Below are 22,904 nucleotides of genomic sequence, written 5' to 3'. Positions count from 1 at the left end.
CGATCACCGGCATGGCGTTCACCGACATGGCGTTCACCACTGCGCCTGGTCCGGCTGGTCCGGTCGCGGCCGGTCGGGCTCCCTCGTTGGCTGGCCCCGTGGCGCGTCGCCCGCGGTGAGGTGTTCCAGCACCTCCACCAGCTCCTGGCAGGCCCGCTCCACCGAGCGCCGGGTGTTGCGCTGCTCGGTGATCACCGCCGACAGGAGCAGGGCGGTGAGGGCCATGGTGCCGTTGAAGGCCTGGAGTTTGATCATCACCTCGATGTGGGTCAGCCCGTGGAAGGGGCCGGCCCCGTCCGTGGCGGCGACGGTGGCCATGACGGAGGTGAACAGGGCGCAGAGCATGCTGCCGACGAGCTGGAAGCGCAAGGCCGCCCAGATCAGCAGGGGGTAGACCAGGAACAGCACGCTGACCGTGCTGTGTGTGACCAGGGGGACGACGGCGCAGGTGAAGACGGCGAGTCCGGTCGCCTCCGGCCAGCGGGACAGGTTCGGGGGCCATCGTGTCGCGTGCAGCAACAGCAGAAGCGGCGTGACGATCAGGACGCCCATCGCGTCGCCGACCCACCAGGCCAGCCAGACGGACCAGAAGCCTCCCGTGGTGAGGTGGCCCGTGACGACGAGCATGCCGACACCCACCGTGGCGCTGATCAGCATGCCTGTCAGGGCGCCGAGGAACACCAGTGCCAGGCCGTCCCGCAGCCGGCTGAGGTCGGTGCGGAAGCCCACCCGGCGCAGCATGAGGTAGGCGCAGACGGGGGCGGCGGTGTTGCCCGCCAGATTGCCGAGCACCTCGGGCGACAGCGAGGTGAGATGCATGATGACGAGCAGGACACCGAGGGCGATGCCCGGCCACGCACTGAGTCCGAACACCAGCAGACAGGCCACCGCGACCCCGGTCGGCGGCCAGATGGGGGTGAACACCGCGCCCTCGACGACCAGGTTCCGCAACAGCCCGAGCCGCCCGGCGGCGTAGTAGCAGGCGGCGACGCCCAGTGTCCGGAGAACGAAGACGCCCGTCCGGCGCAGCTCCTCGTTACCCACCACACCAGCCATCAGACACCGGCCCCGCCGTTCCGGCGAGGTGAGAGCGGCGGCGTGACGCCCTACGGCTGAACTTCGGCCGCGCCCGCCACCCTCACGTGGGGGGCCTCCGCCGCTCCGTCGTACCCCACGACCAGCACGGCCGCGTCGTCCTCGTGCCCCACCCGGTCCGCGCCCCGGATCACGGCGGCGGCGAGCGCGCTCGCGTCCATGCCCGCCACGGCGGCGACCCCCGCCAGTCGTACGACCTGGTCCAGTCCCTGGTCGACCTCCATGGACGGGCCCTCGACCACCCCGTCCGTGAGCAGGACGAACACACCGCCGGTGGTGAGGCGGTACCGGGTCACGGGGTAGGTCATGCCGGCCTGGACGCCGAGGGGCGGGCCGGCCTCGTCGTCGGCGACACCGGACTTGCCGTCCGCCGTGGCCCAGACGCAGGGGACGTGTCCGGCCCGGGCGCTCTCCAGGACGCCGGTGGCCGGGTCGAGGCGCATGAAGGTGCAGGTGGCGAAGAGGTCGGTGCCGAGGGAGAGCAGGAGGTCGTTGGTGCGGGCGAGGAGCTCGCCGGGCTCGCTCGTCACGGAGGCCAGGGCGCGCAGACCGACCCGCACCTGCCCCATGAAGGCGGCGGCCTCGATGTTGTGGCCCTGCACGTCCCCGATGGACAGTCCTATCCGGCCGTCGGGCATGCGGAAGGCGTCGTACCAGTCCCCGCCGACGTTGAGGCCGTGGCAGGCCGGTGCGTAGCGGACCGCCAGATGGAAACCGGGCTCGGTGGGCATCTCGGCGGGCAGCATGCCGCGCTGGAGGGCGATGGCCAGCTCGACCCGGGAGCGCTGGAGCTCCGCGTGCTCGCGCGCCCGGGACGTCAGCGATCCGAGCCTGGCCAGCAGCTCGTCGCCGTCGTGCGGGGGGCGCTTGCGGGACATGGATCGCTCCGAGGGGATTTCTGCCGATTCAGGGCATTAACCCCAAATAGTTCCTATCGGATGATAGCGATCCCACGCCGCGGCCCGGAATCCCCGCCCGACGGGACACTTCTCACACCGGTGTCACATCGGCCTCACACGGGTTCCAGGCCCGGGTTCCCCGCCTCGACGACGAAGGACCCCGGCGTCGCGATCGGCGCCCCCGGGGTCGTCACCGCCGAGACGGTCCTGAAGTCGGCCCGGGCCTCCCGCTGCCCCAGGGCGACCCGGACGTAGCCGCGCCGCCCGTCGTAGAACCTCAGGTGCGGGTTGGCCTTCATGTAGGTGTCCCAGGTGCCGGGCTTCTCGGCGCCGTCCTTGCCGCTCGCGATCGAGGTGGCGACGATCTCCGTCCCCAGGGTCCTGGACGCCGGGTCGTCGAAGACGTCCTTGATGTCGAAGGCGTACCCCACATGGACGTCACCCGTGAGGACCATCAGGTTCTCGATGCCGGTCGCCTTCGCCCCGGCGAGAATCCGGTCGCGGGAGGCGCGATAGCCGTCCCAGGCGTCCATGGACATCAGTGACGCGGCGTTGAGGTCCAGTCTGCGCTGGGAGAAGCAGACCTGCTGGGGCATGACGTTCCACACCGCGTCCGAGGTGCGCCAGCCGTCGATCAGCCAGTCCTCCTGCGCCTGCCCGGTCATGGTGCGCGCCGGGTCGTCCGACTCCGGTCCGGGCACGTGCCTGGTGTCGCCGTAGGCCTGGTCGGAGCGGTACTGGCGGGTGTCGAGCACGTCGAACTGGGCGAGGGTGCCCCAGTGCAGGCGCCGGTAGAGCCGCAGGTCGGAGCCGACCGGCAGCTGGGCGGTGCGCAGCGGCTGGTTCTCCCAGTAGGCGCGGTAGGCGGCGGCCCGGCGCAGCAGGAACGCCTCGGGCGGGCCGCCGTGCTCGTCGACCGCGCCCGCGTAGTTGTTCTCGGTCTCGTGGTCGTCCCAGGTGACGACGAACGGGTGGGCCGCGTGCACCGCCCGCAGGTCCGGGTCGCTCTTGTACAGGGCGTAGCGAAGCCGGTAGTCCTCCAGCGTGACGGTCTCCCGGTTGAAGACGGAGGGCAGGGTGCCGGTGGGGTAGCCGCGGGCGCCGCCGGCGGAGTTCACGGGGTATTCGTAGAGGTAGTCACCGACATGGAGGACGAGGTCCACGTCGTCCTCGGCGAGGTGCCGGTGGGCGGTGAAGTAGCCGTCGTGGAAGGCCTGGCAGGACACGGCGGCGAAGGTCAGGCGGTTGGCGGCCGAGGTGCGGGCGGGGGCGGTACGGGTGCGGCCGGTCTCGCTGATCCACGTTCCGGCCCTGAAGCGGTAGAAGTACCGGTGGTCCGGGTCCAGGCCGCCGACCTCGATGTGCACGGTGTGGTTGTACTCGGGGTGGGCGACGGCGGCGCCGGTGCGGACCACGGCGGCGAACCGCTCGTCCAGGGCCACCTCCCACAGGACCACGGCGGCCAGCCCGGCCATGCCGCCGCCCGGTTCGTACGGTGCGGGCGCCAGCCGGGTCCACAGCACCACGGAGTCCGGCAGCGGGTCCCCGGAGGCGACGCCCAGGGTGAACGGATCGACGGGGATCTTCGACGGGTCCATCCTGCGGACGCCCGCCGCGCCTGCGGCCGGGACGTTCGTGGCGAAGGCCAGCGCGGCGGCCGCGGCGGTCAGGGAGAGGAAGCGTCGGCGGCCGAAGTGACGGGCCGCGGCCCGCAGTCGGCGGTCTGCTGAGCTCATGCGGTCCTGGTTCACGGTCGGCGGTGCACGGGCACGCCGGTTCCACGGACCCGAACCGGAATGCGGCGGACCTGCGGATCGTAAGGAGAAGAAGATCGAAAACCCGACCATCACACGACTCTTTGGACCGTACGAGCGACAGCGCGCCCTCGACGGCACGGTCCCGCGACAGCAGCCGCCCCGGGGCCGTCTCAGGTCTGCGCACCGTCCGCCCCGGCGGGACTCGGCACCCGCGTGCCCGTCGCGCCGAAGCGGATGCCCTTGGCCTCGGTGCCGAGGGCGCTGAGCAGGATCACCACGACCAGGGTGGGCACCACCGTCGACGCCATGGCCGTCGGATATCCGTGGTGGTCGGCGAGGGCCTCCTGGATCGGCAGGTTGAGGGCGGCGATCAGATTGCCCAGCTGGTAGGTGACGCCCGGGTAGAAGCCGCGGATGGAGTCGGGGCTCATCTCGGTCAGATGCGCCGGGATGACGCCCCAGGCGCCCTGGACGCACACCTGCATCAGGAAGGAGGAGAGCATCAGCCATCCGACCGTGGTGGAGAGCACGAAGAAGGGCACCACGACCAGGCCCGCGGCCGCCGCGATCATGATCGTCCGGCGTCGGCCCAGCCGCTCGGAGTAGGCGCCGAGCACCACGCCGCCGATGATGGCGCCGATGTTGTAGACCACGGCGATCGCGATCGAGGTGTTCGCGGAGAGGTCCAGCCCCTTCTTCACGAAGGTGGGGTAGATGTCCTGGGTGCCGTGCGACATCCAGTTGAAGGCGGTCATCAGCGCCACCAGGTACACGAAGCGCCGCAGCACGGCCGGGTTCCTGAACACCTGGTGGGCGGGGGTGCGGTTGAGCTGGACGCTCTTCTCCCACACCTCGCTCTCCTCAACCCGGCTGCGCACCCACAGGGCGACCAGGGCCGGCACCAGGCTGAAGGCGAACAGTCCGCGCCAGCCGAAGACGGGCTCGATGACGAAGAACGCCACCGCGGCGAGCAGATAGCCCAGCGAGTAGCCGCTCTGGAGCAGACCGGACCAGAAGCCGCGGCGGGCGGTCGGGATCTTCTCCATGGCCAGCGCCGCGCCCAGGCCCCACTCGCCGCCCATCCCGATGCCGTACAGCAGTCGCAGCACGAGCAGCACGGTGTAGTTGGGCGCGAAGGCGCAGGCGAACCCGATCACCGAGTAGAAGACGACGTCGATCATGAGCGGCAGGCGGCGGCCGACGCGGTCCGCCCACATGCCGAAGATCAGGGCGCCGACAGGACGCATCACCAAGGTGGCGGTGGTCAGGAACGCCATGTCGGTGAGGGAGACGTGGAAGTCGTCGGCGATCTCGCTGTAGACGAGGACGACGAGGAAGTAGTCGAAGGCGTCCATCGCCCAGCCCAGATAGGCCGCGACGAAGGCGTTCCGCTGGTCCTTGGTGAGCCCCGTTGCCTGTTCTCGGACGTACTGCAGCATGCCCGCCTCCTAGATCCGCAGGCGAGGCTAGGTTCGGGACGCGGGGGCGAACAACGCAGAAGCGGCAAAGCGCCGGCCACGTTTGCGCCAAGCCCGACCGGCGCCGGGGTCAGCGGCGGCTCGCGAACGCCGCCTCGGTCTCGGCGCGGGAGCTGCCTGCCGCCAGGTGGGCGCCCAGCAGGAGGCGGGCCTTGAACGGGTCGAGGGATCCGGCGCCGATGAGGCCGCGGGCGAGCAGGTCGCTCTCGGAGCCGGGGAAGGCGTAGGTGCTCGCGAGGACCGGTCCGGTGCCGATGCGGGAGGCGAGGACGACGGGCATGGCCGCGGCGAGCGCTTCGAGGCGGTCGCACCAGGAGGCCGGGACGTGACCGGCGCCGAAGGCGGCGACGACCAGCCCCTGGACCCTGTCCGCGAGGGCGTCGAGCAGCGCGCCGTCGCTGCCGAGCGTGGCCGTGACCACTTCGACGCGCGGGTGGCCGTCCCGGGGCAGGGGCACGCACGGGTGCCGGACCGCCCGGCCGTGCAGACGGGGAACGCCTTCCACGACGTGCCCGACGGGCCCGGTGCCTGGCGAGACGAAGGCGGCGACGCTCGTGGTGTGCATCTTGCGCACCTGCCCGGCGGCGTGGATCTCGTCCCCCATGACGACCAGGACGCCGTGGCCGCGGGCGTCCCGCGACGCGGCCGTGCGTACGGCGGCCAGGAGGTTGGCCGGGCCGTCGGCACCCGGCAGGCTCGGGTTGCGCATGGCTCCGGTGAAGACGAGCGGCATGTCGCCCCCGTGGTGGAGGTCCGCCAGGAAGGCCGTCTCCTCCAGCGTGTCGGTGCCCTGGGTGACCACCACGCCGTGCACGCCCTCGGCCTCCGCCTCGGCGACGCGCATCACGAGGGCCGCGATGTCCTCGGGGGTCAGTGAGGCACCCGGCAGCCGGCGGAAGTCCTCGACCGTGAGGTGCGCGACATCACGCAGCTCCGGTACCGCGGCGACGAGATCGGCTCCGGTCAGGCTCGGGGTCACACCGCCCGCCTCGGCACCGCGGGTCATGGCGATGGTTCCGCCGAGGGTGATCACGCGGACGGTGCCGTCCGGCCGGGGCGAGGTGGAGGACACGGGCGGCCCTTTCGAGAACGGGTGCGTTTACGTCACTTCGAAAACAGGTGCGTTTACGTCGCGTCGGATCGGCAAGGCGCCCCGGATGCTCTCTCTCGACGCCACTGCCGTAACTCTCGTAAGACGCGCATCTTCCCTCACGGGTTTCACACGTGCACGACAGGGGGCGGGATGAGCGACACCACACGGACGGCGGCGTCCGGCCGCGCGGCGGCGCCGGCGAGGGACTCGCCCGGGTCGGAGGCGGTGCGCCGGGACGCGTTCTTCGACAACGCCAAGTACCTGGCGATCGTGCTCGTGGTGGTGGCCCACGCCTGGGAGCCGCTGCGGGGCGGAAGCCGGGCCGTCACGGCGGCCTACATGGTGGTCTACGCGTTCCACATGCCGGCGTTCATCATCGTCTCCGGCTACTTCTCGCGCGGTTTCGACTGGAGCGCGCGACGAATCGAACGCCTGGTCACCGGGGTGGCCGTGCCCTACGTCGTCTTCGAGACCGCGTACACGCTCTTCACCCGGTGGACCGACCAGGTGCCGGAGCGCCCGATCACGCTGCTCAACCCGCTGTATCTGACCTGGTTCCTGGCGGCGCTGTTCATCTGGCGGCTGACCACCCCGCTGTGGCGGCTCGTGCGGTGGCCGCTGCCGCTCACGCTGGCCATCGGTGTGCCGGCGACGATCTCCCCGGACATCGGCAACGACCTCGCTCTCCAACGGGCCCTGCAGTTCCTGCCGTTCTTCGTGCTGGGCCTGTGCCTGCGGCCGGAGCACTTCCGGCTGGTGCGGCGCAGGGCGGTGCGGATCCTGTCGGTCCCCGTGTTCGTGGCGGCGCTCGCCGTGGCGTACTGGGCGGTGCCGCGGACGAGCGGCGCCTGGTTCTTCGACCGGGACACCGCGGGCGAACTCGGGGCGCCGTTCTGGTACGGGCCCGTGATGACCGTGATCCTGTACGGCTGCTCGCTGCTCCTGGTCGTCTGCTTCCTGGCCTGGGTGCCGCGCCGGCCCATGTGGTTCACCGTGCTGGGCGCGGGCACGCTGTACGCCTATCTGCTGCACGGGTTCCTCGCGCAGGGCGCGAAGTTCTGGGGCTGGTACGACCCGGTGTGGATCCGGCAGCCGCTGGGCGAGATCGTCGTCACCGTGGTCGCGGCCGCGGTGGGGGCCCTGCTGTGCACACCGCCGGTGCGGCGCCTGTTCCGCTTCGCGGTGGAGCCGGACACGAGCTGGGCGTTCCTGCGGTCCACGGCCGTTGAGCCGCCTCGCCGTACCCGGCCCGCGCCCGGCCCCGAGGGGCTGGACGCGGTGCCCGGTCCGCGCCGGTCGCACCCGGAGTAGGGCGCGGACCGGAGGGTCGACCCGTCCGCGGTTGCGGGGAGCGGGAAGCCGGGAGCGGGCCAGGAGGTCGTCCAGGATCACCCTGCCAGCGGGGCACCCGCGTCCGCGACCGCGGGGTCCTCGGCGACCGCGCACACCGGGCGTCCCGGCTCACCGGCGGGCCCGGTCCGCCCCCGGGCGGACTGCCGGGGACGGATCGGGCATCGACCGAGCCGATGATCCCGTCCTCCTCGCGAGTCGGCGGAAACGGGTGTGCCGGGCCTGTCCGGGGCGGGTCCCTGGGGCGGTCAGGCTGCGGCGGGGGCCGGTCCGACCAGCTCGGACAGGACGTCCTCCATGGTCACGAACCCGAGGACGGAGCCCGTGTGGCCGGTGACGGCGGCCAGGTGGCTGCCGCCCGCGCGCAGCGCGGTGAGCGTGTCGTCCAGCGGGGTGTCGATGCGTACCCGGGTGACCGGGTGCAGCACCTCGCGCGGGAACGGCCGGTCGCGGTCGGCGACGCCGAGGGTGTCCTTGATGTGCAGATAGCCCAGCAGGGTGCCGCGCGGGCCGGTGACCGGGAAGCGGGAGTAGCCCGCCTCGGCGGCCGTCCGCTCCAACTCGGCCGGGGTGACGGTGTGGGCGACGGTCCGCATCGTCCGCGCGGGCACGAGGATCTCTCCCACCGGCCTGGTGCCCAGCTCCAGCGCGTCGCGCAGCCGTTCGCCGTCGGCGGGCGACAGCAGGCCGGCCTGGCTGGAGTCGACCACCATGCGGGCGAGCTGGTCGTCGGTGAACACCGACTCCACCTCGTCCTTGGGCTCGACGCGCAGCAGCTTCAGCAGCGTGTTCGCGAAGGCGTTGATGCCGAACACGACAGGCCGCAGGGCGCGGGTGAGCGCCACCATGGGCGGGCCGAGCAGCAGGGCGGTCGGGACCGGCGCGGCCAGCGCGATGTTCTTGGGAATCATCTCGCCGATCAGCATGTGCAGATACGTGGCCACGGTGAGCGCGATGACGAACGCGATCGGGTGCACCAGGGCGTGCGGGACGTGGGCCGCCTCGAAGGCGGGCTCCAGCAGGTGCGCGATGGCCGGTTCGGCGACGGCGCCCAGTACCAACGAGGAGACGGTGATGCCGAGTTGGGCGGTGGCCATCATCGCGGAGAGGTGCTCCAGGCCCCACAGGGTCATCCGGGCCCGGGTGTCGCCCTCCTTCGCGCGCGGCTCGATCTGGCTGCGGCGGACGGAGATCAGGGCGAACTCGCCGCCCACGAAGAACGCGTTGGTGAGCAGGGTCAGGGCGCCGATGGCGAGTTGCAGCGTGGTCATCGGGACTCCTCCCCCGCCTGTGCGGGCACCGGTGCGTGGGCCCGGTCGGGTGCGGTGATGCGGACGCGGTCGGCGCGGTGGTGCTCGACGTCGAGGACGTGCAGCCGCCAGCCGTCGTCCAGGTCCAGGGTGTCGCCCTTGGCGGGGATGCGGGCGAGCCGGGTGGCGATCAGGCCGGCCACGGTCTCGTACGGGCCTTCCGGTGCCGTCAGTCCTATCCCGTCCAGCTGGTCGAGGCGGACGGATCCGTCGGCCTCCCAGACCGCGCGGCCGTCCGCGCCCGACTGTGCGGGCAGCAGGTCGGGCGGTTCGACGGGGTCGTGTTCGTCGCGGACCTCACCGACGACCTCCTCGACGATGTCCTCCATGGTCACCAGGCCCGCCGTACCGCCGTACTCGTCGATGACGACGGCCATGGTCCGCGCGCTCCGCAGCCGTTCCAGCAGCCGGTCGGCGGGGAGGCTGTCGGGCACCAGCAGGGGCGGGCTGGCCAGGTCGGTCACCGGTGTCGTGGCGCGCCGGTCCGGCGGCAGGGCGAGGACGTCCCGGATGTGGACGGTTCCGACGACCTCGTCCAGGCTGTCGCGGTAGACCGGGAAGCGGGACAGGCCGGTCGCGTGGGTGAGGTTGGCCGCGTCGGCGGCGGTGGCGTGCGCCTCCAGGGCCTTGACGTCGACCCGTGGCGTCATGACGTTCTCGGCGGTCAGCTCGCCCAGGTGCAGGGTACGGACGAACAGTTCGGCGGAGTCGGCCTCCAGGGCGCCCTCGGCGGCCGAGTGCCGGGCCAGCGCCACCAGTTCCTCGGGGGCGCGGGCGGAGGCCAGCTCCTCGGCGGGTTCCAGGCCGATGCGGCGGACGAACCGGTTGGCGGTGTTGTTCAGGTGCCGGATGAACGGGCCGAAGGCCGCGGTGAATCCGCGCTGCGGGCCTGCGACCACCTTGGCGACGGCCAGCGGGCGGGAGATCGCCCAGTTCTTGGGGACCAGTTCACCCACCACCATCAGGACGACGGTGGAGACGACCACGCCCAGCACGGTCGCCACCGACGAGGCGGCGCCGCCCAGACCGACGGCCCGCAGCGGGCCGCGCAGCAGTGCGGCGAGGGACGGCTCGGCGAGCATGCCGATGACCAGCGAGGTGACGGTGATGCCGAGCTGCGCGCCGGAGAGCTGCACGGTCAGTCGGCGTACGGCCTTCAGCGCGCCCTCGGCGCCGCGCTCACCCGCCTGGGCCGCGCGCTCCAGGTCGGCGCGCTCGACGGTGGTCAGGGAGAACTCGGCGGCGACGAAGACCGCGCAGGCCAGGGTCAGCAGGAGGGCCAGGAGGAGCAGCAGGACCTCGGTCACCGCGCCACCCCCGATCCCCTGTCGGCCTTCGGTGGTCGGAGTGCGGCGCAGCCGGTACTGGGAGGCTCACCCATTGCGGGACTCTGGCTCCTTCGTCGTTCATTCGTTCGTTCGGTCGGTGGAGATCCTTCACTCGATGGTAAAGGATGCGCAAAGCGCGTCTCTACTCGCTTGTAGAGAACGGCTCTCGGCGCGTGGTTGTTCCTGGCCCGGGCGGTGGCCTTACAGCGGTGTCGCCGCATGCAGGATGAGGACCATCGTCACCGCGGAGTTCGCGGAGGACATGGCGGAGACGGCGGTCCCGGCGGCCGCCGTCCACACGGCCATGCCGACCGCGGTGAACCCGGGCGGCCAGCCGCGCGCGGGAACCGGGGCGGGGCCGAGCAGGGCGGCCACCCGGCGCGGGACCGGTCCGGGGGTGGCGAATCCCGCGAGCGTGGGAACCGGGGTGGCGCGGGCGACCAGCGCCGCCCTGCCGACCGCGCGGGCCACGCCCCTGCGGTCGCCGAGGACACGGGCCGCCTCCTCGTCCGCCCACCGCTCGGTGGTGTACGCCACCGCGGTGGCGAGCGGACGCAGGAAGGGGTTGGCGCCCGCGGCCAGGCGCGCGACGAGCAGGAACCGGTGATGCCGGGCCGCCAGGTGGGCCCGCTCGTGGGCGAACAGGGCCCGGCGTTCGGCGGGCCGGAGACCGGTGAGCAGCGCCGTGGTCACCACGATCCGGTCCCGTGACCTGCCGTCGCCGGGCAGGGCGTAGACGTACGGCACGGCGTCGGGCAGCACGGCCACCTCCGTGACCGGCAGTCCGGCCAGGGCCCGGTGGGCGCGACGGCGGACGCGGGTGTGCCGCCCCAGGGTGCGCCCGCACACCGCGGCGACCGCGATCAGGGCCGGGATGGCCGCCTTGCCGGCCACCTCGTCGTACGGCACGGCCTCGCGCACCTCGGGGTCGGACCAGCCGTCCGGCAGGGGGTTGCCGGGCAGTTGCGCGGTCCCGACCACCATCAGCAGCCCCAGACACACCGTGCTGCACAGCGCCATCACACCGGCGACGGCGGTCACCAGCCTGGTGGCGGCGCGCGGATGCAGATGCTGCTCGGCCAGCCGCGCCACGGGCCACGCGGTCAGCGGCAGGACGAGCGGCAGAAAGACGAACACCCCCATGCGCTCTCAGACTTCCCCTTCGTCCTTGGCCTGCTCCAGCAGGTCCCGCAGGAGACGTTCGTCGTCGGGTTCGAGGGAGGTGACGAAGCTGGCCAGCACGGCCTCCCGGTCACTCTCGCCGTCGAGCAGCCTGCGCATCTTGTGCGCCGCGAGCCCGGCCTGGTCCGAGACCGGCGTCCAGGCGAAGGACCGGCCCGCGCGCTCCCGGGTCACCACTCCCTTGGCCAGCAGCCGGGTCAGGATCGTGACGACGGTCGTATAGGCGAGGTCCCCGCCGAGCCGTTCCTGCACCCAGCCCGCGGTCGCCGGGCCGTCAGCCTCCCGCAGGGCCGAAAGGACCTGTACCTCCAGCTCGCCCTGTCCCCGTCGCCGGGGACGCCGGTGATCCGCCACGCCCTGTCTCCCTTCCGCTGCCGCGCATGTCACGGGCGGTCCATCGTAAGGACATCCGGTGCCCGGGTGTCCGGATCCCGCCTCCCGCAACTTCTACAGTGATGTAGATTCGATTGCGGCACCACCCGGCAACACCCGGCACGATCCGCATCAGGCACGGTCTCAATCAGGAGGAAAACAGTGGGAGTTTCTCTCTCCAAGGGCGGCAACGTCTCGCTCAGCAAGGAGGCACCGGGGTTGACCGCAGTGCTGGTCGGCCTGGGCTGGGACGTGCGCACCACCACCGGCACCGACTACGACCTCGACGCATCCGCGCTGCTGCTCGACGCCTCCGGCAAGGTCGCCTCGGACCTGCATTTCGTCTTCTACAACAACCTCACCAGCCCGGACGGCTCGGTCGAGCACACCGGCGACAACCTCACCGGTGAGGGCGAGGGCGACGACGAGGCGATCAAGGTGAATCTGGCCGCCGTGCCCGCCGAGATCGAGCGGCTCGTCTTCCCCGTCTCCATCCACGACGCCGACAACCGCGGCCAGAGCTTCGGCCAGGTCCGGGGCGCGTTCATCCGGGTCGTCAACCAGGCGAACAACCAGGAGATCGCGCGCTACGACCTGTCGGAGGACGCCTCGACGGAGACCGCGATGGTCTTCGGCGAGCTCTACCGCAACGGCACCGAGTGGAAGTTCCGGGCCGTCGGACAGGGGTACGCGTCCGGGCTGGCCGGGATCGCGTCCGACTTCGGCGTCGGCGTCTGACGGGCGGTGGCCGCATGTTCGGACTGAGCGAACTCGCGATCCTCCTCCTTGTCGTCATCGCCGTCCTCGCCGCCAAGAAGCTTCCCGAGCTGGCCCGTTCGGCGGGCCGCTCGGCGCGCATCCTCAAGGCGGAGGCCGGGGCGGCGCAGGAGGAGGAGCAGCCCGCCGGGGAGCGGACGGCGCCCCGCGTGATCCGGGGAGAGACCGTCACTCCCGCGGCGCCGGACGCCGGACAGCCACGCCCGCGGGCTTGAGGCGACCGCCCGCTGCTCGCCCGCACCTCATCTCATGTGGCGGGCGGGCAGCGTACTGGCGTGCAGCAGGTACTCCAGCGGTCCCCGTCGGAACCGTCGTGTCCAAAGAACCGCCGACACCGTGGCGCCCACCGTGAAACAGGCCAGGGCGAGCAGCGCCGGACCCGTCTCCTCCTCCATGCCGACCACATGGACGGCGAAGACGTGCAGGACGTAGGCGGTCAGCGCGATCATGCCCACCGCCGTGACGGGACGGGCCAGCCGGGTGAGGCGGGGCATACGGCAGGCGACCGTGAGGCAGAGCGCGAGAACGGCGAGGGCGACACCCGTGTTGCCCAGGATGGAGAACGTCGTCTGGCTGTGGGGCGCGGCCACCAGCAGCCAGTCGGCCGGTGTGTCCTCGACGGGGTAGCCGACGGTGTCGGACCACCAGGCGGAGGCCGCGGAGCCCCCGTCGGTCGCGGCGGCGACGTTCGCGCGCGCGTGGGGGACCAGCCGGAGCGCCAGCCAGGAGCCGCCGTAACCGAGGACCGCCAGGGCGCCGCCGGTGCGGGCCAGCCGGGAGCGGATGTCGGCCCGCGTGAGGTCGAGCCGGGCGACCGCCATCCCGGCGATCATGAACGGCGCCCAGGTGAGCACCGGGTACTCCCCCGTGACGAGCAGTTCCAGCAGGCCGTCCGTGCCGCTGAGCCGGGCCAGCGGGTCGCGGCCGATCACGGCGTCCGACCAGTCGCCGTTGTCGCTCGACCGCCGTAGCACGTACAGCACTTGGGGCAGGACCAGGGCGCTCGCGGCGGCCACGGCCGCCAGGGTGCGGGCGCGCAGCCGGTACAGGGGGAGGACGGCGAGGAAGGCCAGCCCGTAGAACGCGAGGATCACGTCGACCTCGGTGTCCAGGGCCGTCAGGGCGAAGCCCAGCACGATCAGGAGGGCCGCGCGGATGACCATCCGTACGACCGCCTGGCGGCCCGCCCGGCCGGTGCGCGGGAGCGGACGGCCGGTGATGAGGACGAGGGTGAACCCGGCGAGCAGGGCGAAGAGCGCGGAGGAGCGTCCGCGCGCCAGCTCCATGACGAAGCCGATCGGCCCGCCGGCGGCGGGATCCGGGCCCACATGGGCGGCGTACATCCCGAGGACGGCGAGACCGCGGGCGAGGTCGACGCCGACGAGCCGGCCGGTCGACGCGGGGGGCGGGACAGGGGTCGGGAGGCGGTCCGTCTCGGCGGCGGGCGCCGGGGGCGTGCCGGATGACGTGTCCTGTGTCATGTCCTCCAGCGTCGGGGCCGGCGCGGGCGCGGCCCATCCCTCGGACGGCCGGAGCCACCCCCGCCGGTCGGCGGGTGAACCAGGGCAAAAGGAACCAGCGACCGGGTTACGACGTCGTAAGGTCCGGTGGTGGTCCGACGAGGGGCCGGGGGGCCAGATGATCCGGGTAGTGGTGGTCGACGACGAGGCCCTGATCCGCACGGGCTTCCAGCACATCCTCAACACCGCGGACGACATCGAGGTCGTGGCGGCGGTCCCCGGAGGCCAAGCGGTCCGAACCGTGCGGGAGTTGCGCCCCGCGGTGGTACTGCTCGACATCCGGATGCCGGACGTCGACGGACTGACGGTCCTCACCGACCTGCGCCGGCTGCCCGACCCGCCCGTGGTGGCCATGCTCACGACCTTCAACATGGACGAGTACGTGGCGACCGCCCTGCGCACGGGAGCCGCCGGCTTCCTCCTCAAGGACACCGATCCCGAGCAACTTCCCCATCTCGTAAGGTCGTTGGCGGACGGCGGGGTCGTACTGTCCTCCAAGGTCACCCGCACCGTCGTGGACGGCTACCTGGCGGGCGGGAGATGGGAACCGGCGGCCCGGCTGGTGGGGCGGCTGACCGCCCGGGAGCGCCATGTCCTCGTCCTCATCGCCGAGGGCCTGTCCAACACGGACATCGGCGGCCGGATACATCTGAGCACCAGCACGGTGAAGGACCATGTCAGCGCCCTGCTCGGCAAACTGGAGGTGAGCACCCGCGTCCAGGCAGCCCTGCTCGCCGAGCGCGCGGGCCTGCTGGATCCCTCACCGGACCAGTCGCAGGACCAGGAGCCGGACCAGGGGCGGCCGGACGAGGAGCGCCGCTGATGCGAGCGCGGGCGCTGCTGCTGGACGCCGTCCTGGTCGGGGTCTCGCTGCTGGACATCTGGGTCCACGTCGAGGCCGACGAGCGGTCCCGCATGGCCTGCGCCCTGCTGGCCACCGCCGCCCTCACGCTGCGCCGCCGACTGCCGTGGCTCACCTTCCTGGTCGCGCTGCCGGCCGTCCTGGTCTCCGACGCGGTCTTCGCCACGCTGGTCGCGCTGTACACGCTGGCCTCACTCACCCGCCGCCGGGTGCCACTGGCCTGGTGCGCCCTGGCGGTCGCGGCGTCCGACACCACCTCGTGGTCGTGGCCGGACCCCGAGTTCGCCGACCTCACCGACCCGTTCGGCCTGATCACCGCCACCTACAGTCTGGCGACGGCGGCCGCTCCGGTGTTCCTCGGCCAACTCGTGCAGGCCCGGCGCGAGTTGTCGTTGCGGCTCACCGAGATATCCGAGACCCGCGAGAGCGAGCGCGCCCTGCTGGCACAGCGGGTGCTGGCGCAGGAGCGCGCCGAGCTCGCCCGGGAGATGCACGACGTGGTCTCCCACCAGGTCAGTCTGATCGCCGTGCGCGCCGGGGTGCTCCAGGTCGGCAGCCGGGACCCGGAGACCAGAGAGGCCGCGGCGACGATCCGGCGCCTGAGTGTGCAGACCCTGGACGAACTGCGGCACATGGTGGGCGTGTTGCGCGCCGGCGGCAGTCGCCCCACGGAGCTCACCCCCCAGCCGTCGCTCACCGACCTGCCCCGGCTGGTCGACGGCAGCGGTATCGAGGCCGAACTGCGGACCGACCTGCCCGAGGACCTGTCGCCGCCCGTGCAGCGGGCCGTCTACCGCACCGTCCAGGAGGCCCTCACCAACGTACGCAAGCACGCTCCCGGCGCCACCGCCACCATCCACGTCCACCACCAGGACGGTGCCGTCCGCGCCACGGTGACCAACAGCGCGCCCCGCCGTCCCGCCCTTCCCCTGCCCGGCGCGCACCACGGCCTGATCAGTCTGCGCCAGCGGGCCGAGCTCCTCGGGGGCACCGTCGTCGCCGGACCCACCGCCGAGGGCGGCTACGAACTCCGCCTCGACCTCCCCGCCGACCGGGCCCACCCGACACGCCGGGACGGCTGAGCCGACGCGCACGGGGCCGAATCCGTCCGGATGAACGCACCCCAGCCGGGTAGTTCAGCCACACGGCGACCCCGAAGGTGGAGTTCCATGACCTCTGCGACACCCCGCGCGGCCCGGGCGGTGCTCGTCGCCGCCGCCCTCGTCCTCACCGGTGCCTGCGACAACGGCGGCGCGGCGTCCGAGGAGACACCGCCGGCCGCAGGCGGCTCGTCCGGCTCCGCCTCGGCGAGTACGTCGAGCGCGGCCCCGACCGTCGCACCGTCCCCGACGCCGTCCGGTACGGCCCCGGAGGACCCGGACGGGGCCGAGCAGGACATCAGGGAGGCCTGGCGGGTCTTCTTCGACCCGAAGTCCTCCGTGGACGACCGCAGCGAGGTCGTCGAGAACGGCCACGAGAACGCGCTGATGATCGACAACCTCTTCCGCGATCCCCTCGGCAGCCGCCTGCGCGCCGAGGTGACCTCGGTCGCCTTCACCTCCGACCTCAACGCCGACGTCGCCTACACCCTCACCCGGGACGGCCGCCGGCTCGACACCGGCGGCCAGGGGGCGGCCGTCCTCCACGACGACGACTGGAGGATCACGCTGCGCACGGTCTGCGCGCTGACCCGCCACGCGAAGGACGCCCCCGAGGCACCGGGCTGCGGCTGACGCCCGGCCGCCCGTGCGCCGCTGTGGTCGGCCCCCGGGTGTTGCTACGGATAGCTCACCAGGTTGGCCACGTTGGTGGAGGAGTTGGACGGGCCGCCCCGGTCGTTGATGACGTGCCGGATGGTGCCGGTGCCGCCGAGGGAGACGGTCACCATGTTCCGGAAGCGCACGTTCGGGTTGTTCGGGGCCTCGAAGGCGTGCTCGGCGGTGACGGACGGGTTGACGTTGAAGAAGCAGTAGCTGCCGAGGCCGTAGGCCTGGTGGCTGGTGACCGAGTCGGCGACCTTGTAGGCGGCGTAGCCCTGGGTGGAACCGTTCATCCAGGCGGCCTGGTCGGGCGGGTCGTAGGGCATCTCGTTCTGGTAGAAGTACGTCCGCCCGCCGTTGCCGTTCCAGATGGTCTGGTGCTTCTGGTAGTGCTCGACGAACAGGCCGTACATGGTGACGTCGTCGCCGTTGACGACCAGCCCGGTGTCGGCGGTGTTGCTGTTCCAGCCGATGCCGGTGCCGTGGTCGCCGCGCCAGATCCACATGTGGTCGCCGATGACGTCGTCGCTGTTGACGACGAGGCTGGTGGTGGCCCTGCCGACGGCGGCTCCGCCGACGCGGAAGTACACGTCGTGCAGGGAGGTGGGGTTCGCGGAGTGGTCGGCGGCGGCGCCGGTCTGACCGATCTCCACCAGGGTCCGCGAGGTGGTGGTGCCGGCGTCGAAGAGGACGCCCGCGACCTTCACGCCGTCGACATCGGCGACCGTCATGGCCGTGATGCCGTTGTCTGGAATGAAGGTGGCGAGTCCGAGGCCGAGGACGACGGTGTCGGGGCGGGTGACCCGCAGGGTCTGGTCGAGGTGGTAGACGCCGGGGGTGACGAGCAGGTTCTTGCCCTCGGCCAGGGCCGCGTTCATCTGGGCGGCGGTCGCGCCGGGCTTGACGACATGGAACCGGTCGATGCCGAGCGAGGTGCCGGCGGCGCTGCCGTTCGCCCAGGTGGTGGCCGAGGAGTTGGCGCGCAGGGACGGCACGAACACCTGGTAGGCGCCCGCGGAATCGACGTACAGGAAGGGCTTCTCCCGCACGGTCGGGGTCTGGTTCACCGTGGTGTAGGGCGGGTTGGGGAAGCTGGTGCCGGGCACGCCCTGGCTGCCGACGAAGACCATGTTCCAGTTGGAGCCGGTCCAGCCGCCGAGCTGGGAGTTGCGGGTCAGCCACTGCTGCTGCGTCCCGGAGCGCACCTGGCCGTCGATCTTCGTGTCGGCCATGAAGCCGCCGCTGGACCACCCGCCGTCACTCAGCTCCAGGTTGCCGCGGACGTGCATACGGCGGTACGCGGACGCCTGGGAGACCGCCCACCGGTCGGTGCCGCCCGTGGGGTTGACCGAGAGGTTCTCGGCACCGCGCCAGAAGTTCTGGGTGGCGTTCTGCGGCGGGAACCAGTCGGCCTCGACATGCACGGCCCCGTTGATCGTGACCGCGTCGGGCGACTGGCCGAGGCCCAGCACCTGGGTGTAGAAGCCCACGTTGACGTCGTTGCTGTATGTGCCGGGCTTGAACATCACCGCGTAGCGCTGGGAGCCGAACTGGTTGGTCTCCTGCTGCTGGAAGATCTGGTTCAGGCGGCTCTGGATGGTGGACGAAGGCATGGAGGGGTCGAAGACGACCACGTTCGGGCCGAGGTCGACGTCTCCGGGCGCGGTGCTCACGGGCGCCACCTGGAAGCGCTGGGCGGCCGTGCCGTTGCAGGTGTACTGCACCAGCTGGACGCTGTCGGCCGTGGAGGCGGCGGGGACGTCGAGGCACTTGCCGCTGTTGCGGTTGACGAAACGGTAGGCGCCGCCGCCCTCGTCGACGGGCTGCCACTGCTGGTTGGCGCCGCCGCCGTAGGTCCACAGGTGGACGGCCGCGTTGTCGGCGGTGGAGACGTCGCTGACGTCGACGACCTGCTGGGCGTCGTTGCGGTTGCCGATCCGTACGTAGCCGTCGCCGGTCGCGGTGAAACTCCACTGCTGGGCGGTGCTGTTGTTGCAGGGGTACTGCTGTACGGCGGTGCCGTTGACGGTCGCGGCGGCCCGGGCGTCGAGGCATTTGCCGCTGCCGGAGTTGACGACCGTGGACCAGCCGGTGGGCAGAGCGGCGGCCGCCGCCTCGGCGGGCTGCGGGCCGGTGAGGATCGAGGCGGCGGTGGCCGAGGCGACGAGGGCCGCGGTCAGGGGGCCGGTGATACGGGGTCTGGGGAGTCGAGGAGCGGGGAGTCGGAAGCCTGGAAGTCGGAACACGTCTTCTCCTGTGCCGATGCGGCGGCGTGAGGGGGGTGGGCAGGCGCGGGTCAGCCGTTGTACTGGGCGAGGACCCGGGTGAAGTCCCAGGGCTGCTGGGCGATGCCCGAGCAGGTGTCGGCGCCGCCTCCGGTGCAGGGCCGGTCGCGGTTGACCGACCAGAAGGTCAGCCGGGCCAGGTGGCGCTGCTGGGCGTAGGCGAGGATGGTGCGGAAGTCGGCGACGGTCACCGTCTCGTTGTTGTCGGTGATGCCGTTCATCGAGGAGATGCCGGTGCGCCGGTAGGCCTGGTCGTCGGTGTAGCCGTACGCGTTCTTGACCGCGGTCTTGAGGCCCTCGGCGGCTCGGACGGTGAGTTGACCCATGTTCTGTCCGGCGCCGCCGAAGTTGAACGGCATGATCGTCCAGCTGTCGACGGTGAGCCCGGAGGCGGCGGCCCTGCCGATCAGACTGCTGTCGGGGCCGTTCTGGCCAGTGCCGAAGGTGATGTACACCTTGATCCCGGGGTTGTTGGCCTTGACGGTCTTCAGGGCGTCGACCGTGCGCTGCTGCACCGTCGGGCTGTCGTAGGCCGCGGCCTCGATGTCGATGTCGATCGCCTTCAGCCCGTAGGCGTTGATGACCTTCTGGTACGCGGCGGCCAGCTCGCCCGCGCTGGAGCAGGAGCTCTCCAGCTTGTTGCCGCTCCAGCCGCCGAAGGACGGGATGACATCGCCGCCCGCACCGCGCACGGTGGTGACGGTCTGCTGGTCCACTCCCCCGGTCAGCGGGCGGCTGCCGTCCCACTGCGGGTTGCAGTAGCCGTTGCTGAGGACGAAGGCGAGCGTGAACCACTTGACGCCGGTCGCGTTCATCACCGTGGTCGGGCTGGGCGGGCTGCCCCAGCCGTTGTAGAGGTACGGCGCCACGGCCATGGGGCCGACGGGTGCCGGGTCCGTCCCGCCGCCGCCCGGGGCCGTCCACTTCTGGTTGGCGGCTCCGGTGCAGGTCCATATCTGGAGCGGGGTGCCGTTGGCGGAGCTGTTGCCGGTGGCGTCCAGGCATTTGTCCGCCTGCGGGTTGACGATGTCCCGGGCAGCGGTGACGGTCCACCGCTGGGCGGCGCTGCCGTTGCAGTCCCACAGCTGGGTGCGCGTTCCGTCGGCGGTGCCGCCCGAGGCCACGTCGAGGCACTTGCCGAGCGCGCGGATCGTGCCGTCGCCGCCGACGGTCCACTGCTGCGCCGCGGTGCCGTTGCAGTCGTAGAGCTGGACGGCCGTGCCGTTGGCCGTGGCGGCGCCCGCGACGTCCACACACATGCCGCCGACGCCGGTGATCTGTCCGGTGGCCGTCGCGGCACCGCTGGCGGGGGTGCCGGTGAGGGCGGTGAGAAGGGCGGCGGCAATGGCCGTGCCCAGTAGGCCGCGTGCGGCGGGACTGTGCGGAAACCTCGTGGTCATCGCGTCGGCGTCCGTTTCTGGAGTGGGGGATCCCGTCGTGAATGACAGGGGCATGACATATGACAGATCGGCCTGAGAGGCAGACGTGGGGCGAGCAGGGGAAGTGGACGGGTACCGCGCCGACAGGGGGCTGGAGCGCGGTAACCGACCCTGGTGAGCACTTAGTTCACTACGTGATTTAAGAAGTGAGAGATTTGCCTGTCAAGGGTTTGGTCTGAACCAGATCCTCGGGCCGAAGTCGGTCGCCGTCCGCCAACGTCCGTCGGCTTCGGTCGACTTTGGTCGACGTGCAATCCGGCCGCCGCCGACTTTGGTCGAGGCTCCGCCGCCCGAGGTGACGGCTCCGGACACGATCGGCCGATGTCCCGGCACCGCCCCCTCCCCCAGGCTGGCCGGGACGATCGAGGAGGCGGTATGGCGTTCTTGCGTACGCGGACACGAGCGGCCGTTGGGATAGCGGCGGCGTGGGCGGTCGGGATGTCGATGGCGGCGGCGCCGTCCCCGGCGGCGGCCACGCCCGACACCGCGGCTCAGTTGTACGTCGCTCCCTGGGGGAAGGACTCCTGGCCGGGCACGGTGGACCGGCCCTTCGCCACTCCGGCACGGGCCCAACAGGCCATACGCGCGCGAGCGGCCGGGATGACGTCGGACCTGGTGGTGAACCTGCGGGGCGGGACCTACACCCTGAAGGCACCCCTGCGGCTGTCGGAGGCCGCGGGCGACTCGGGCCGCAACGGCCATCGCGTCATCTACCAGGCCTACGGCTACGGGACACCCCGTCAGGAACGGGTGACCTTCAGCGGGGGCCGGGAGATCTCCGGATGGCGGCCCGACCCGCAACTGAAGGGCTTCTGGCGGGCGGACGTGGGCGCCCTCGACACCCGTCAGCTCTACGTCGACGACCGGCGCGCTACGCGGCTGACCCGTGAGGGCGCGGGCTTCCCCGGCGCGCTCAAGGTGACGAAGACCGGCTATGTCACCGACAGCGCCGTCCCCCGGACCTGGCGGAACCCCCGCGACGTCGAGTTCGTCTACCGGTCCGGCTACGTCGAGGGCCGCTGCGGGGTCGCCGGTGTCTCCGCGAGCGGCCGTGGGTCCGCCCTCACCATGGACCAGCCGTGCTGGGACCTGATCCAAGCGCTGTACGGCGGGCCGGAGTTGCTGAAGGAGCCGGCCGTCGTGGAGAACTCCACGAGTTTCGCGCACCGGCCCGGCAGCTGGTACCTGGACCGCTCACGCCCCGGACACCACCAGCTGCTCTACCTGCCCCGGCCCGGGGAGGACGTGCGCCGCGCCCGGGTGGTCGCGCCCGTCCTGGAGTCCCTGGTCACCGGCAGCGGCCGGCCCGGCAGGCCGCTGCACGACGTCGGCTTCCGCGGCCTGACCTTCGCCCACGCCACCTGGCTGGCACCGAACGAGCCGGCCGGTTTCCCCGCCGCGTGGAGCATGTACCTGCGGCCCGGGAAGGATGCGGAGCCGGAGCTGCTGACGGTGCCGGGCGCGGTCGCCTTCCGTACCGCCGAGCGGATCACCCTGGAGGGCAACCGGTTCATCCATCTGGGCGCCCAGGCCCTGGAGTTGTCGCAGAACAGCTCACACAACGTGGTGGACGGCAACGTCATCACCGATGTCTCCGACGGCGGGATCCTGATGGGGGTGGTCCCGCCCGCCATGAAGGGCACCAACCGCGGCAACCGGATCACCAACAACTGGATCCACCGCACCGGCGCCGAGTACCGCGCGTCCTCCGGCATCTGGGACACCGCGACCCAGGAGACCACCATCGCGCACAACCAGGTCGACGACGTCCCCTACACCGGCATCCTGTCGGGGCCCGCCGAGGACCTACGCGGCGTCATGCACGGCAACCGCATCCTCGACAACCGCGTGTTCGCGACGAACCGGCTCCTGGTCGACGGAGGCGGGATCTACCTGCGCGGCGAACAGGGCACCTCGTACGCCGACGGGGCCGTGATCAGCGGCAACGCGGTCACCGACAGCAAGTACGGCGTCTGGAACGTCGGCATCTACACCGACGACAGCTCCAAGTGGGTCACCGTGGACCGCAACGTCGTCCACGACTACGTCGCCTCCATCGGCGGGTGCAGTGAGGAGTGGGGGGACCGCCCCGTCCGGCACGTGCGCTACCGCGGCAACTTCTGGGACGACGCGGTGCCCGAGTGGGTCGAGCGGCGGGCCTTCCCCGGCGCCTGGCCGCCGGCCGACGAGCAGAACCCGGACGAGGGCTGCGGAGACCCGCACGACCTGGAGTTCTCCGGCAACACCCTGCTGCCTGCCGAGAACCCGGGCCGAACCTGCGCCGCCGATGCCGCGTGTGCCGCCGTCGTGGCGAACTCCGGTCCCCTGGCACCGTATCGAAAGAGCCTGGGCATGCCGTGAACGAGGGCGGGCCGACGGGTGCGCGTGCGTGTCCCT

The 22,904-nt window shown here is 71.8% G+C and carries 19 protein-coding genes; 7 read left to right on the top strand and 12 right to left on the bottom strand.

The window, feature by feature from the left end; translation table 11 throughout:
• Positions 1-33: 33 nt before the first annotated feature.
• The 5 genes from K4B79_RS09085 to K4B79_RS09065 all read right to left on the bottom strand — a co-directional run bounded on the left by K4B79_RS09085 (position 34) and on the right by K4B79_RS09065 (position 6,301).
• The gene (locus K4B79_RS09085) at positions 34-1,056 is read right to left on the bottom strand and encodes an MASE1 domain-containing protein (protein ID WP_232025804.1); all 1,023 of its coding nucleotides are present in this window, start codon (positions 1,054-1,056) and stop codon (positions 34-36) included.
• 50 nt (positions 1,057-1,106) lie between these two features.
• Entirely contained in the window at positions 1,107-1,973 is an 867-nt protein-coding gene (locus K4B79_RS09080; RefSeq protein ID WP_232025802.1) for a PP2C family protein-serine/threonine phosphatase, read from the bottom strand.
• Positions 1,974-2,107: 134 nt separating this feature from the next.
• On the bottom strand, positions 2,108-3,730 hold the full coding sequence (locus K4B79_RS09075; protein WP_232025800.1) for an alkaline phosphatase D family protein: 1,623 nt from the start codon (positions 3,728-3,730) through the stop codon (positions 2,108-2,110).
• A gap of 191 nt (positions 3,731-3,921) precedes the next feature.
• Complete coding sequence (locus tag K4B79_RS09070; protein ID WP_232025799.1) at positions 3,922-5,190, bottom strand: MFS transporter; 1,269 nt, start codon at positions 5,188-5,190, stop codon at positions 3,922-3,924.
• A gap of 109 nt (positions 5,191-5,299) precedes the next feature.
• A complete protein-coding gene (locus K4B79_RS09065; protein WP_308280420.1) occupies positions 5,300-6,301 on the bottom strand; it encodes an asparaginase in 1,002 nt (333 codons plus the stop codon).
• 171 nt (positions 6,302-6,472) lie between these two features.
• Between K4B79_RS09065 and K4B79_RS09060 the strand changes: the two genes are divergently transcribed.
• Entirely contained in the window at positions 6,473-7,633 is a 1,161-nt protein-coding gene (locus tag K4B79_RS09060; protein WP_232025797.1) for an acyltransferase family protein, read from the top strand.
• Positions 7,634-7,920: 287 nt separating this feature from the next.
• Here K4B79_RS09060 and K4B79_RS09055 read toward each other — a convergent pair whose 3' ends face one another.
• The 4 genes from K4B79_RS09055 to K4B79_RS09040 form a co-directional block, all read right to left on the bottom strand.
• Positions 7,921-8,943: a hemolysin family protein gene (locus K4B79_RS09055; protein WP_232025796.1), complete on the bottom strand. Its 1,023-nt coding sequence runs from the start codon at positions 8,941-8,943 to the stop codon at positions 7,921-7,923.
• Positions 8,940-10,289: a hemolysin family protein gene (locus tag K4B79_RS09050; protein WP_232025794.1), complete on the bottom strand. Its 1,350-nt coding sequence runs from the start codon at positions 10,287-10,289 to the stop codon at positions 8,940-8,942. The genes K4B79_RS09055 and K4B79_RS09050 overlap by 4 nt, the downstream gene beginning before the upstream one ends.
• 222 nt (positions 10,290-10,511) lie before the next feature.
• A complete protein-coding gene (locus K4B79_RS09045; RefSeq protein WP_232025793.1) occupies positions 10,512-11,453 on the bottom strand; it encodes a M56 family metallopeptidase in 942 nt (313 codons plus the stop codon).
• Between the two features lie 6 nt (positions 11,454-11,459).
• Positions 11,460-11,846 (bottom strand): BlaI/MecI/CopY family transcriptional regulator, encoded by a 387-nt coding sequence (locus K4B79_RS09040; RefSeq protein WP_232025791.1) that lies wholly within the window; start codon positions 11,844-11,846, stop codon positions 11,460-11,462.
• A gap of 180 nt (positions 11,847-12,026) precedes the next feature.
• Between K4B79_RS09040 and K4B79_RS09035 the strand changes: the two genes are divergently transcribed.
• Both K4B79_RS09035 and K4B79_RS09030 read left to right on the top strand, forming a co-directional pair.
• Positions 12,027-12,602 carry a TerD family protein gene (locus K4B79_RS09035; protein WP_232025790.1) on the top strand — a complete coding sequence of 192 codons (576 nt, stop codon included), beginning with the start codon at positions 12,027-12,029 and terminating at the stop codon, positions 12,600-12,602.
• Between the two features lie 14 nt (positions 12,603-12,616).
• The gene (locus tag K4B79_RS09030; RefSeq protein ID WP_232025789.1) at positions 12,617-12,856 is read left to right on the top strand and encodes a twin-arginine translocase TatA/TatE family subunit; all 240 of its coding nucleotides are present in this window, start codon (positions 12,617-12,619) and stop codon (positions 12,854-12,856) included.
• 27 nt (positions 12,857-12,883) lie between these two features.
• Here K4B79_RS09030 and K4B79_RS09025 read toward each other — a convergent pair whose 3' ends face one another.
• Positions 12,884-14,122, bottom strand: a complete 1,239-nt coding sequence (locus K4B79_RS09025; protein ID WP_374208437.1) for a DUF418 domain-containing protein — start codon at positions 14,120-14,122, stop codon at positions 12,884-12,886.
• A 157-nt stretch (positions 14,123-14,279) separates the two neighbouring features.
• Here K4B79_RS09025 and K4B79_RS09020 point away from each other — a divergent pair, with 157 nt between their 5' ends.
• The 3 genes from K4B79_RS09020 (at position 14,280) to K4B79_RS09010 (ending at position 16,756) form a co-directional block, all read left to right on the top strand.
• Positions 14,280-14,984, top strand: a complete 705-nt coding sequence (locus K4B79_RS09020; protein WP_232025788.1) for a response regulator — start codon at positions 14,280-14,282, stop codon at positions 14,982-14,984.
• Positions 14,984-16,105, top strand: a complete 1,122-nt coding sequence (locus tag K4B79_RS09015) for a sensor histidine kinase (RefSeq protein WP_232025787.1) — start codon at positions 14,984-14,986, stop codon at positions 16,103-16,105. Before K4B79_RS09020 ends, K4B79_RS09015 begins: the two co-directional genes overlap by 1 nt.
• A gap of 87 nt (positions 16,106-16,192) precedes the next feature.
• Complete coding sequence (locus tag K4B79_RS09010) at positions 16,193-16,756, top strand: hypothetical protein (protein WP_232025786.1); 564 nt, start codon at positions 16,193-16,195, stop codon at positions 16,754-16,756.
• 44 nt (positions 16,757-16,800) lie between these two features.
• Here the strand turns inward: K4B79_RS09010 and K4B79_RS09005 are convergent, their stop codons facing one another.
• Both K4B79_RS09005 and K4B79_RS09000 read right to left on the bottom strand, forming a co-directional pair.
• Complete coding sequence (locus tag K4B79_RS09005) at positions 16,801-18,975, bottom strand: RICIN domain-containing protein (protein WP_232026233.1); 2,175 nt, start codon at positions 18,973-18,975, stop codon at positions 16,801-16,803.
• Between the two features lie 104 nt (positions 18,976-19,079).
• Positions 19,080-20,468: a chitinase gene (locus K4B79_RS09000; RefSeq protein ID WP_232025785.1), complete on the bottom strand. Its 1,389-nt coding sequence runs from the start codon at positions 20,466-20,468 to the stop codon at positions 19,080-19,082.
• Between the two features lie 414 nt (positions 20,469-20,882).
• On the opposite strand from K4B79_RS09000, the gene K4B79_RS08995 reads away from it, so the two are divergent.
• Positions 20,883-22,868 carry a right-handed parallel beta-helix repeat-containing protein gene (locus K4B79_RS08995; protein ID WP_232025784.1) on the top strand — a complete coding sequence of 662 codons (1,986 nt, stop codon included), beginning with the start codon at positions 20,883-20,885 and terminating at the stop codon, positions 22,866-22,868.
• Positions 22,869-22,904 lie beyond the last annotated feature (36 nt).

Origin of the sequence: Streptomyces lincolnensis (assembly GCF_021173675.1) — a bacterium.
Taxonomy (GTDB): Bacteria; Actinomycetota; Actinomycetes; order Streptomycetales; family Streptomycetaceae; genus Streptomyces; species Streptomyces lincolnensis_B.
This window is presented reverse-complemented; position numbering and strand designations above follow the sequence as displayed.